Origin of the sequence: Streptacidiphilus anmyonensis (assembly GCF_000787855.1) — a bacterium.
In the GTDB taxonomy this organism is placed as follows: domain Bacteria; phylum Actinomycetota; class Actinomycetes; order Streptomycetales; family Streptomycetaceae; genus Streptacidiphilus; species Streptacidiphilus anmyonensis.
The window spans coordinates 116342-128765 of sequence record NZ_BBPQ01000010.1 but is presented as its reverse complement, the minus strand read 5'-3'; the positions used below and the strand labels follow the sequence as shown (position 1 = coordinate 128765).

Here is a 12424-nt window from a genome sequence, read left to right as displayed (position 1 = left end):
TCGAGCGTCGCCCGCCCCATCGGCGGCATATTTCCTCCGGTTCTTTGCCACACCCCGTCACATCATGCGCACCAAACCAGAACAACTGGCACATATCTCGCGATATCGCGGTGCGGGGTGGAAGTCCGGTGAAGCAGGTGGACGCCCTCTGGCCACTCTCTGTTTCCGAGAGGTAACTTTCGATTTCGGCCGCCCGCGCCTCGGGGGGCAAGGAGGGAAAAGACCACGTGCGCGAGTTCAGTGTTCCGGCGCTGGCGCGGTGCCCCAAGGCGGAGGGGCTGGCCGAGTCGGTCTACCGGACCGCTGAGGAGACACCCCACAAGGCCGTCCTGGCCCGGCGTCAGGGAGACGCCTGGTCGGACGTGAGCGCCGCCGACTTCCGCGACGAGGTGCTGGCCGTCGCCAAGGGCCTGCTCGCGCAGGGCATCCGCTTCGGCGACCGGGTCGCGATGATGTCGCGCACCCGCTACGAGTGGACCGTCCTCGACTACGCGCTCTGGTCGCTCGGCGCCCAGCCCGTGCCGGTCTACCCGACCTCCTCCGCCGAGCAGCTGCGCTGGATCCTCGCCGACACCCGGGCCGTGGCCTGCATCGTGGAGAACGAGGACCACGCCATGACCGTCGGCTCGGTCTGCGACACCCTCGAGGACCTGCGCCACATCTGGCAGCTGGACTCGGGCGCGCTGGCGCAGCTGGCGATGGCCGGCCAGGGCATGCCGGACGAGTACGTCAACCAGCACCGGCAGGCCGTCGTCGCGGAGACCGTCGCGACCGTCATCTACACCTCCGGCACCACCGGCCGCCCCAAGGGCTGCGTGATCACCCACGGCAACTTCCTCGCCGAGTGCGACAACCTGCTGGCCCGCTACGACGACGTGTTCAGCGGACGCGGCGGCGAGCAGCCGGCCACGCTGCTGTTCCTGCCGCTGGCGCACGTCTTCGGGCGCATGATCCAGGTGACCGCGGTCCGCGGCGGGATCAAGCTCGGGCACGAGCCGAGCACCTCCCCGGCCCAGCTGCTGCCCACCCTCGCGGCGTTCCGGCCGACGTTCCTGCTCGCGGTGCCGTACGTCTTCGAGAAGATGCTCCGAAGAGCCAGGGAGCGGGCCGAGCGGGCCGGGCGGGCGTCCGCGTTCGAGAAGGCGTACCAGGTCGCGGTCCGCTACGCGGAGGCGCTGGAGCGTCAGGCCTTCGACGAGGGCCCCGGTCCGTCGGCCGCGCTGCGGATGCAGCACCAGCTCTACGAGTCCCTCGTCTACGGCAAGGTGCGCGCGGTCCTGGGCGGACGCCTGCGCTACGCCATGTCCGGCGGCTCGGCGATGAGCCGCGAGCAGGCGCTGTTCTTCCGCGGCGCGGGCGTCACCGTGCTGGAGGGCTACGGCCTGACCGAGACCACGGCCGCCGCGACCGCCAACCCGCAGGAGAAGGTCCGGTACGGCACGGTCGGCCAGCCGATCCCGGGCACCAGCGTGCTGATCGCCGAGGACGGCGAGATCTGGATCTCCGGCGGCCAGGTCTTCCAGGGCTACCTGCACGACACCGAGTCCACCGGCCGTACGCTGCGCGGCGGCTGGCTGGCCACCGGGGACCTGGGTCATCTGGACCGGCTCGGCTACCTGCACATCACCGGGCGCAAGAAGGAGATCCTGGTCACCAGCGGCGGCAAGAGCGTCTCCCCGGTGGTGCTGGAGGACCGCATCCGCACCCACCCGCTGGTGGCGCACTGCGCGCTCGTCGGCGACGACCGCCCGTTCATCGCCGCGCTGATCACCCTCGACCCCGAGGCCGTGGAGCACTGGCTGCGGGTCCGCGGCCGCGCTCCGCTCGGCCCACTGGAGGCCGCGACGGATCCGGAGCTCCACGCCGAGCTCCAGCGCGCGGTGGTGACGGCCAACACGGTGGTCTCGCGCGCCGAGTCGGTGCGCGCCTTCCGCATCCTCGCGATCGAGTTCACCGAGCAGGCGGGCCTGCTGACGCCGTCGCTGAAGCTGCGCCGCCGGGCCATCGCCCGCGCCTGCGCGGCGGACATCGAGGCCCTCTACGCGGACGCGGCCGCCGCCCCGGCGGTGCAGCTCACGACGTAGCGCCAGCGACAGGACCGGCGTCGCTCTCGTCGTAGACGAGCTCCAGCTCGAAGCCCTGACCGTCGATCAGGTGCAGCGCCCGCCCGGTGTCCACACGCTCCGTCCAGCCCGCCGACAGCGCCACCGAACGCAGGGCGGCGCTGCGGGCCCGCCCGGGGGCACGCAGCGCCAGATGGTTGATCCCCGCCCGCATCCGGTCGTGCCCTCCGGGCCGGAGCGCGGGCGACTGCTCGATCACGACGTAGCTCCCGCCGGACCGCCAGCTGCGGCCGTCCTGCCAGTGCTGGAACGGCTCGCAGCCCAGGGCGGTCAGCACCGGACCCCACTGCCGTTCGGCGAGGGCCAGGTCGTCCGTCCACAACTCGACGTGGTGGACCAGCGGGAGATCAGAGGTCATCCGCCCAGTATCAGGCGTCCGCGCTGAACACCGGGAGGTAGCCGCCCGACTGGCCTGCGGCGGTGGGGTGGTAGGACTCGTCGATCGGCAGCGTGGTGCTGTGCAGCCACTCGGAGTCCGTGCAGATCTCGTGACCGGAGAAGGCGCCGCGGACGTCGGCGAAGGTGAAGTTGCCGTACTTCGCGACCTCCTTGGCGGTGACCGAGGCGAGGTCGTCGGCCGCGCCGTTGATCGCGGAGCGGCTGGTGTCGCTGATCCCGAAGAGGCAGTCGCCGGGGACCGCGTACAGGTGGGGGTAGTCGAGCACCACCACGTGGGCGTTGGGCGCCTTGGAGCGGATCGCGGAGTAGACCGCGTCGAGCTTGGCGCCGAGCTGGGTGTTGATGAAGTTCTCGGCCGAGCTCACGGCGGACAGGCACGAGCTGGTGCCCTCCAGCACGCAGGTCTCCATCGTCGAGGAGAAGCCGGCGTCGTTGCCGCCGATGGTGATGCTCACCTCGGAGGTGCTGCTGCTCAGCGTGGAGAGCTGACCGCTCAGCACATCCGCGGTGGTCGCGCCGGAGCAGGCCTGGAAGCTGAAGCTGGAGGGCGAGTGCGCCTGCTGCCACAGGTAGGGGAAGGCCAGCGTGCTGCGCTCACACGAGCCGCTGGAGGAGATGTAGCTGCCGCTGCCCACTCCGGAGGAGTAGGAGTCGCCGAGGGCGACGTAGCCGCCCGTCGACGCCTGCGCGGTGGGGGCCGCGGCGAGGGCGCCGGTGATCAGGGCGCCGGCGGCGAGGGCGCCGGCCAGGAGACGTCTGGACGCGGGGGTGCGCATGGAACCTCCACTTGTGGTGGTGGTGCACGACTGGTCAGGGGTGGGGACAGGTCGACGCGCGTCGTCGAACTTTTTACCAGTCGGTAACACGCCCGGGGAAGTGTTCATGCCAGCGTTTTGACAAGTACGGCCTTTTGGCTGACGACTCCTGACAGATCGTCGGATGAGTGGGAGTCAGCTGAGGCCAGAGAGACGCACGGTCCGCGTGGGACCAGGCAGCGTGTCCCGCGTCACACACGCCATCATCGCCCAAGTTGCGTACGTCACAGCATAAATGTCCCTTTTGTGTGCATTCTCGGAGGGAACCGCGCCCCGAAGCGGCGCCCGTCGGCGCCCACGTGGCCGCGACCCATGTCCCCCCTGAAAAGGTGCCCCAGCATGGCCGCTTACCTCTGTCCCCCTGCCGTGATCCACGGCGAGCACACCGTGGAGACCAGCCAGATCGTCGCGGAGGTGCGCGACCGCCACCCGCACGCGGCGTGGGCGCCGCGGATCGACGGCATCGCGGCCGGCACCGGCATCGAGACCCGCGGGTGGATGCTGCCGCTGGAGGCCGCCGTCGCGCCCGGCAGAGCCGGCGGCCTGGCGACCGTCGGCGTCGCCCCGGCCCAAGAGGCGCTGGAGCGCGAGGGGTTCACCCAGCAGCAGGTCGACCGCGTCGTCGCCGCGCTCGAGGCGATACCCACGCCGCAGACCGTCCAGGAGCGCACCGCTCCGGCCTGGGAGGCCGTGCGGTCCTACGGGGAGCGCGCGGCGCGCGGAGCCCTGCAGATCGCCGGGTTGGACGCCGCCGACGTCGACTGTCTGATCACCAGTCACTCCACCACCCCGGCGCTGCCGGGCCTGGACGTCGCCCTGGCGAACAGCCTTGCGCTCCGCAACGACGCGACGCTGCTGCCGGCCACGCAGTGGGCCTGCATAGCGGGGACCCGCTCCCTGGCGCTGGCGGCCGATCTCGTGGCCGCGGACCCCGACCGGGTGGTCCTGGTCGTGATCTCGGAGGCGCTGAGCACGACCTACCAGCCCGCGGACGACACGCTCGAGTCGCTGATCGTCCGACTGCTCTTCGCGGACACCGCGGTCGCCGCGGTGGTCACCGGCCGCCCGAGGGAGGCGTCGGTGCTGCGGCTGGACTCCGCCTGGCACCACACCCTGCCCGGCACCCAGGACCTGCACCGCCTGGACACCCGGGCGGACGGCGCCCACTTCGTGATGGACCGGCGCGGGCCGCGCGCGGTGCAGGAGACGGTCACCGCGATGTGGGACTGGCTGCGCGTCCGGTACCAGGACGACCCCGACTCCTGGCACCCCGACGTGCTGCTGGCGCACCCCGGCGGCACCCGGGTGCTGGAGTACATGGAGCAGACCATGCCCGACGCCTGGCCGTCGGGGCTGCTGGACTACAGCCGGGAGAGCTACACCAGCGGCAACCGCGGCGGCGCCGCCGTGTTCGACATCATGCGGCGGGCGCACGACGCGGGGCAGGAGCCGGGCAGTCGCGCCGTCCTGTACGCGGCGGCTCCGGGTCTCACCGCCACCGCCCTGGAAGGGGAGTGGCTGTAGCGCGGCTCCGCGCGGCCACGACCGGCTCCCCGGCCGTGACCGGTCACCCCGCGATCACTTCGCGGTCACTTCGCGACTTCCGCCCAGACCACCTTGCCGGTGTCCGTCCAGCGCACGCCCCACCGGGTGGTGAGCCGGTGCACGATGCGCAGGCCGCGGCCGCCCTCGTCGAGGAGGCCGCCCCGGCCCAGACGCGGCCTGCCGTTGCCGGTGTCGCCCACCTCGCACAGCAGGCCGGACCCGGTCCTGATCACCCGGACCGTGACCGGACCGGTGGCGAAGCGCACCGCGTTCGCGACCAGCTCGCTGACCAGCAGCAGCACGTCGTCCCGGGTGTCGTCCGCGGCCCCCCACTGCCGCAGCAGTGCGGAGACCAGCGCCCGGGCACGGGCGGGGGCGTCACGGCGGGCAGGCAGCCGCCAGGTCGTGGTGTCGCCCTTGCGGTAGCCGATCATCCGGGCGAGCAGCAGGGTCACGTCGTCACGCCGGCGCGCGGGCGCCACGGCGGAGACGAGGCGGCGGGCGGCCTGCTGCAGGTCGTCCCAGGGGTGGACCGTGGACACGGCGTCCGCCAGCCTGCCGATGCCCTCGTCGATCGACACGGTCGGCTCCTCCACCAGGCCGTCCGTGTACAGGGCGAGCAGGGAGCCCGGGGGCGTGCCGAAGGTGTGCACGCCGAACGGCTCCCGCAGCGCGAACTCGGCGCCCAGGCCCGGGTGAGGCCGGACCGCGAGCTGGCTCGCGTGCCCGTCCGGGGAGAGCAGGACCGGGGGGAGGTGGCCGGCGCTGGACAGCGTCACCTGGTGGCTGACCGGGTCGTAGAGGGCGATGCAGCAGGTCGACCCGAGGGCGCTGTAGCCGGCCGCCAGCCCGGACTCCGTGTCGTCCAACAGCGTCACCGTCTCGTCCAGACGCTCCAGCACCTCGTCGGGCGCCAGCCCCGCGGACAGCAGCGCACGGGCCTCCATGCTCAGCTGGCCCATGGCGGCCGCGGCACCCAGACCGTGCCCGACGACGTCGCCGACCACCAGTGCGGTGCGGCCGTCCGGCAGCGGAAAGCTGTTCACCCAGTCGCCGCCGACGCCCGCGCTGTCGGGGGTGGTCGGCTGGTAGACGCTGGCGATCTCGACGGTGTCGCCGCCCGTCCGCGGCAGCAGTCGGCGCTGCAGGGCCAGGACCTGCGTGTGCTCGCGCTGGTGCTGACGGGCCAGGTCGACGTGGTGGGCGGTCCTGGCCACCAGCTCCTGCAGGTCGAACAGCTCGCTGTCGCGGAACGGGCGGTCCGTTCGCCGCCAGACCTCCGCCACGCCCAGCACGACGGGCGGCTCGCCGTCCAGGACCAGCGGTATGCACGCCACCCCCGCCGACCGGTCACCGGGCACGAGGGCGCGCAGCACCTGCGGACCGCCGAACACCCGCTCCACCGCCTCCCGGTCGGGGATGACGATGGCCTGCGGGGCGTCGTCCCGGCGGACCGCCTGCGCCAGCAGGCGGCTCGCGTCGCCGGGAAGATCGTCGCCCGGGGTCACGTAACCCTCGGGCCAGGCCCGGTCCGGCACCAGCGCCGCCCGCCGCAGCCGGATGCGCCCCTCCCCCTGCCCGGTGATCCCCTCGCCCGTCCACACGGCGTAGTCGAGGTCGACCGCGGCCACGTCTCCCCAGGCCAGCAGGGACTGCGCCAGCGACTGCGCGGTCTCGCCGATGTCCAGCGAGGTGCCGATCGCGGTCTCGGCCGCGTACAGGTGCAGCCTTGTGGCCATCGCGATCAGGGAGACGGTCAGCCCCTCGCGGGGCACCGCGGCGGGCAGGACGGTCAACGAGACCACCAGCTCCGACCCGTCGCCCTGCCGCAGCCGCTGGATCCGGGCGACGTGCGGCTCACCGGTCTCCAGCACCTGGCGCAGCCGCCGGGTGACGGTCGGTACGTCCCCCGGGGGCAGGAGGTCGACGAACGGACTCCCGACCCCGGCGTCCAGACCGGCGAACACGGGGGCGTCCAGATTGCAGCGGGTGATCCGCAGATCCCAGTCCACGCTGACCGCGCCGAGAATCCGATCGTGACGGCCTTCCGCCGAGGTGTCGTCCGCTGCCGCCGCGCCGCCCGAGATGTTGTGCTCCAGGGCGCTGCTGACCAGGTCGACCGGTGAGGAGGACGAGGGAGAGGGTGTGGAGTCCATGCTCCTCCCTCTGCGATCCCCGGCGCGGAGCCGGGGGGTGTTCCGAACCGTGCGACGGGACCCCGAGGTGCCTGCCTGCACCTCTCATTCAATAACACCGGGCCCCGCTTCGCGCCGTGGCTGGTTGGGGGCCTCACGCCAGGAAGCTCAGCCGCACGGTCCGTACCGGGTTGTCGCCGTTGGTGTCCGCCAACCTCCACTAAGACGACCGTCAGCCTACCCGGTAATCGGAACTCGCCCGGCCGGACCCCGTACCCGACCGCTGCTCCAAGCCTTCGAGAGCAGCACGGAGATCGAGCGCAACCGCAAGGCTTCGGTCAAGGTCGACACTCCCGCCGGCGCGATCATGACCACGCCTCCCCCAACGAGCTGATCACAATCTTGGGGGCGCAGCCCCAACATGAAGATCAAGTACAAGGAGACGAGTCGCGGAGGACTCGCGGTCAACGTCATCGAGTGCTGATGAAACACATCCTGATCTGCGACTTTGCATCTTTCAGGGCTGTCAGGGCCTTCCCTGCTTGCACGACGGAAAGTCCCTGAAAAGTCCCTCGGACGAAGCAGAAAGTCCCTGAAAAGTCCCTGGCGAGGCCCTGGTCAGACACTCCCTGACCAGGGCCTCCCTGGACGAGCAGATAACGCCCTTGACCTCACGTTGACTCGGCGGCGGCAAGTGCAGCCGTCTGGTCGGCACAGCACCTCCGTGTCGAACCTCTCCACACAGGCATCCACAGGTATTGACGATTGCTCGACGGTCGTCTGCTCCCAGTGAATTGGCTGCACCATCTCCCCAAGCTCTTGTTCGGTCTCGGCGACCAAATGGCGGCGGGCGCGCCAGAATGGCTGTTCAGTTGCCCCTTCTGAGCGACGCCTGGAGTGGGTAAGGGATCATGGCGAAGCGGAGTTCAAGGATGGCATGGGTGGGCTGGCACCGAGTCAAAGCTGCGGCTCCTAGAGGCACGCGGCAATCAGATCGTCCCTTCGGTGTATGCCGCTCGGGCGAGTCGCGGGCCGGGGTGGGCCAGCTCCTCTCGGTCCGATGACTGAGCCGGTCGCCGCCCCCGGCGCGGGAGACACTGCATCGCAAATGGTGGAGGGGCCGGCGTGGAGCGATGCGGGATTGGACGTCGCCGCAGGCCGATATCCGCTCTCGGTGGAGCGGCATGTGATGCGCATGGTTGATCGCCTGGTGCCCGGGGTCACCGCGGTGACCCCGCATGCTCGCTACTACGCTCTACACGGTCTCGTCGCGGCACATGCCGATGCGGTCGGCCTGGCCATTCCCGCCACCCAGACGCTTCTGCGACGCACCGAAGTGGCACTCGCCACCGTATCGTTCGCTCACCATCCCCAGTCTCTCGAATGGCTCCCGCGCGCCCACGGGGTCGACTCTCTGGCCCGCCGGCTCCACAGTGGAGTGGTCGAAGTGGGTGAGGCCGCGACCCCGGGCAAGGAGGGGTACGTACGCAACTCCTGGGGTTTCTGGGGGCCATACTCAGGTTCGGAGACCGCGCTCGGTATTCTCGGTTCCGGCCCGATGCCAGTGCCCGGACCGCGGCTCGACGCAACCGCAGTACGTGGCGGCCTCGGTGAACTGCTCGAACTCGCCCATGAGAACACGTTGCGTGTGGAGGACCTCGCTTCGCTCAGCGAACGGCTGTGCGTGTGCGCTGGCGGTGACCAGTCGGACGGGCCATGGCTGGCGAGCCTGATGTGCGACCCCGGCGCGGGAGCCGACCGCGCGTCCCGCTCGGCGACGCGTCGGCAGACGATTCAACTGCTGGCCCGAGTGGTCGCCACGCATCCTGTTGGCTTCTTCACCCAGGATGTGGGCCACGCCCTCGCCTTTGGTGACTTCCTGGCCACCGACACAGTGACCAGCGGTATCGAAGCCGCGACCGCCTGGCGCGGGGTGGTACTGCGGAACTACGCCGTCGGCGCGTGGCGCCGGCTGTGGTCCTGGCTCGTGGAGCAGGTGGATGGGCTGGTGCCGGTCGAGGAACTCGCCGACCACTTCGCCGAAGAGCTGCCCGACATGACCGTGGCCGCGTTCCTGTCCGCCTTGCCCCCGACGCAGAGCACGGACGGCGTGCCGTTGCCTGCTGAGCACGATCTGCGCCGGGCCGGGGACTCACTGCCCCTCACGGAGCTACGCGTGCTCGCCACCAGCGCGCGCCGGGTAGACGAACTCGACGGCCGGGTCCGAGACGCATTCCTCGGTCAGCGCGGTGTCGAGCTCGGCCCTGAATGGGCCCAGCGGCGCTTCGACACAGCTCGACCCCTGGGGCTGCGCGATCTCGCCCGCCACCTCACTTACGACCTGGTGACGCGGTCGCAGCGGATCGCGCTGGCCAAGGCCCGCCGCCGCGCCGACGGCTCGCTGTGGCTTCCGACGCGCCTGCACGAGCGCGGAGGGCTGCTGTACCGAACCAGCCAGGAGGGACGCGGTGACGTCGGATTGCGACTGGACCAGCTCGGCACCGTCCTGGCCACCTGCGGCGTGCTGCACTACACCGATCAGGGCTGGTCGGTGACCAATTACGGGAAGGCCCTCGTTGACTGACACCAGACCGGTGCCGGGCGTGGAGCGACTCTCCACGCTTGCCTCGCCGCTGACACTCATCCTCGATGAGGAGCGCACCGGGGTACCGCGCCTGGAAGAAGCGCTGTTCCTCAGCTTCACTGCCGAGCTGGGCTTCTTCGAGGAGATCGCCCTCGGCGTCACCCAGGCCACCGGCGCACGCGTCACAGTGGTGGGTGATGTCGCCATGGCACGCAACGACCCCCGGTCCGTGCGGCGAGCCGGTCGCAGCTATCTCGCCGGACTCGCCTATGCGCAGGGCGCAGCGTTCCACCCTAAACTCATGGTCCTGGCCGGACCGGAGCACGCCACTATTGCCCTCGGCTCAGGCAACACGACGCTGGCCGGATGGCAAGCCAACTCGGAGCTCTGGACTGTGCTGCGGCTGGGCAGCGCCCAGAGCCCCGCCGCGACACTGGAGTTGTCGGCGTGGCTACGCTCCCTTCCGGAAACGGTCAGGTTCTCCGCTGGCGTCCCGCAGGCGCTGGGTCGGGTGGCCGCCCTGCTGGAGCGGCTGCACCGCAACAGCACCATCACGGCTCCGCAGGTGCGCATCGTCAGCAGCCTGCGAAACTCCATCATTGACCAGTTGCCGCACGGTCCGGTCGACGAGCTGGCCGTGTTCGCCCCGTTCCATGACCAGCGCGCCCTCGCGCTGCGGCAACTGCTCGAACGCTTCCGTCCGAGCCGGTTCGCCCTCGCCTACCAACCAGGGCTCACCGACCTCAACGGCCCGTCGGTCGCCGCGCTCGTCCAAGAACACGGCGGCCGGATAGTCATTGATAACGACCAGCGGTACCGCCACGGCAAGCTCGTCGAGTGGACCGCTGGCGGGCAGCGGTGGGCCCTGACCGGCAGTCCTAACCTCTCCGCCGCAGCTCTGCTTCTGCCCCAGGGCCGTGGCGGCAACTGCGAGCTCGGCATCATCACCCCCACCACGACCACACTCCTTCCCAACGGCTCCGACGAGGCCGTCTCCCGACTGCACGCGCTCCGGCCCCTACCCCGCCCCCGTAGCGGCGGCGGTCCGCTGGTGCTCGGCGCCATGCGCGTACCCGACGGCCTGGAGGTCAGCCTCGCGCGGCCCCTTCCCGGAATCACTCATCTGGAGCTGTCAGCCGCTGCGGCACCACCGGAGACATGGGAGCGCATCGCAAACGTCCCTTCCGGTGAAATCACCGTGACCGTGACAGCCCCGGCGGACGCTGGCAGCCGGGTACGCCTGGTCGCAGTCGACAGCTTCGGCGTCCCCAGCTTCGGCAACATCGTGTTCGTCGTCGATCCGGATCGTGCACTGCGCCGGATGACCTCCAGTCAGTTCCGGGCGCCGACGACACGACCTCCGGACCTCTTCACGGATCCCCGGCTCGCCGAACGCTTCCTGGGCGACCTGGAAACCCTCCGGACGGGACTGACTCCTGCACCAACGACGGCTGCCGCGCGCAGCACCGGCGGTGGTCCGGTCGCAACAACCCCAGTAAACAGCGACAAGGACGGCTGGGAGCACTATCTGGACGCCTGCGCTGGGCGTGTTGGAAATCCGCTGACTCGCTTCGCGTTGGGCCTCCCTCCCCTCCCTGCCGTGGTAAACACGCCCTTCCAGGACCTGCTGGCAGTGTCATGGGACGAACGGTTCACCGACGACCTCGAAGCAGCCCTCGACGAGGACAACGCCGAGACGGTCGTTGCTGAGCACGGCACCGAACCCACCAGCGAGGAGGTGAGCACTCCTGTCCTGCCCGACCTCCGGCAAGCCGGGCAGGAGGTCCGCCGCAGATACAGGCGCTGGGTTGAACGCCTCGTCGCGCTTGCTCCCCACGCGGGTCCCCCGGAACGCATGCTCATCGTCCGGCTGACTCTGTGGACTGTCGCGGCCGGCGCCTGGCAGTCGACGGACGCCAACTGGCCGCAGCTGCTCTCTCAAGCTGTGCGCGCCCTGGATCGGGGCGACCTCCCCGAGCTGGTCGAGCCCCAGGTCGGAAGCCTCGCGGCAGTGGCGCTAGCCGTACTCCGAGGGCAGGCCCCACGCTACGAGATCACCCCCGAGACTCTTGCCTTCAATGCAGCGTCCGCAGCGGTCAGCCACCTCCTTCCCGTGGCCGACTCCGCCTACATCACGGAATACACAGCGCTGCTCGACACCGCGTTCGGCTCCGCTGTGAACCCGGCCTCCGTGCTCGATATCGCGACGGAGGTCGTCCAGGATGACCCCTTCGCCGACGCTGCTTGGGCTCTCACCGAGAAGGGTCGCGACGTTCATCGCCACGGGCAGCAACTGCTCCATATCACCGGCCGCTTCGGCAACCCTGCGCTGGTAGCCCTCGAAGCAGTCGGCGCCGCCGAAGACGCTCCCCTGGCCGGAGCTTGGGCCAGCTCCGGCGCCGGGGGCTGGGCTCTGGTCCTGTGGCGCCGTCCCGATCTCATTCTCGTCGAAGCGCGGCCTGCAGGGGCGCTGTGGCGACACTACCGACTCAACGGGCTGGTCGGGCCCAAGGCCCTTGCCGCACAACGCAGCTTCGAATCCGCCACCGCTGTTCCTCACGGTCCCCGCAACCAGCCCTTCGAACTGGCACAGCAGCTACTGTCCGAGCTCCGCCTGACTCACCCCGGACCACCGCACTGCGAGGCATAGTGCCGTTAATTCGCCGGCCGCCGTACACCGAGCCTCGGGAGGCGGCCTGCTCCCGAGCCGCTCCCTTCGGACTCCTGATCGCGTGACGGCTAGCCATCCCTGTTGTCAGACCCCTGGCGTAACGTGAACAACCACCGCGAAGGGAGCCGCAGCGATGGCTGATCTGACTAGTG

General features: G+C 70.4%; 7 protein-coding genes. 4 read left to right on the top strand and 3 right to left on the bottom strand.

All coding sequences use genetic code 11. The annotated features are described in order from the left end of the window. The first annotated feature begins 227 nt into the window (after positions 1 to 227). Positions 228 to 2084: an AMP-dependent synthetase/ligase gene (locus TR50_RS13155; protein ID WP_042419848.1), complete on the top strand. Its 1857-nt coding sequence runs from the start codon at positions 228 to 230 to the stop codon at positions 2082 to 2084. Here the strand turns inward: TR50_RS13155 and TR50_RS13150 are convergent. Together TR50_RS13150 and TR50_RS13145 are read right to left on the bottom strand one after the other, a co-directional pair. Continuing rightward, the gene (locus TR50_RS13150) at positions 2074 to 2481 is read right to left on the bottom strand and encodes a VOC family protein (RefSeq protein ID WP_052440954.1); all 408 of its coding nucleotides are present in this window, start codon (positions 2479 to 2481) and stop codon (positions 2074 to 2076) included. The two genes, TR50_RS13155 and TR50_RS13150, sit on opposite strands and share 11 nt — an antisense overlap. A gap of 10 nt (positions 2482 to 2491) precedes the next feature. Further along, positions 2492 to 3298, bottom strand: a complete 807-nt coding sequence (locus TR50_RS13145; protein WP_042419846.1) for an SGNH/GDSL hydrolase family protein — start codon at positions 3296 to 3298, stop codon at positions 2492 to 2494. Positions 3299 to 3676: 378 nt separating this feature from the next. On the opposite strand from TR50_RS13145, the gene TR50_RS13140 reads away from it, so the two are divergent. Next, positions 3677 to 4861: a beta-ketoacyl-[acyl-carrier-protein] synthase family protein gene (locus TR50_RS13140; RefSeq protein WP_042419842.1), complete on the top strand. Its 1185-nt coding sequence runs from the start codon at positions 3677 to 3679 to the stop codon at positions 4859 to 4861. A gap of 65 nt (positions 4862 to 4926) precedes the next feature. Here TR50_RS13140 and TR50_RS13135 read toward each other — a convergent pair whose 3' ends face one another. Continuing rightward, positions 4927 to 7038, bottom strand: coding sequence for an ATP-binding SpoIIE family protein phosphatase (locus TR50_RS13135; protein ID WP_042419839.1), 2112 nt, complete (start codon positions 7036 to 7038; stop codon positions 4927 to 4929). A 1039-nt stretch (positions 7039 to 8077) separates the two neighbouring features. On the opposite strand from TR50_RS13135, the gene TR50_RS13125 reads away from it, so the two are divergent. Further along, on the top strand, positions 8078 to 9601 hold the full coding sequence (locus tag TR50_RS13125; RefSeq protein ID WP_152648382.1) for a hypothetical protein: 1524 nt from the start codon (positions 8078 to 8080) through the stop codon (positions 9599 to 9601). A gap of 19 nt (positions 9602 to 9620) precedes the next feature. Beyond that, the gene (locus TR50_RS13120; protein WP_152648381.1) at positions 9621 to 12251 is read left to right on the top strand and encodes a hypothetical protein; all 2631 of its coding nucleotides are present in this window, start codon (positions 9621 to 9623) and stop codon (positions 12249 to 12251) included. Positions 12252 to 12424 lie beyond the last annotated feature (173 nt).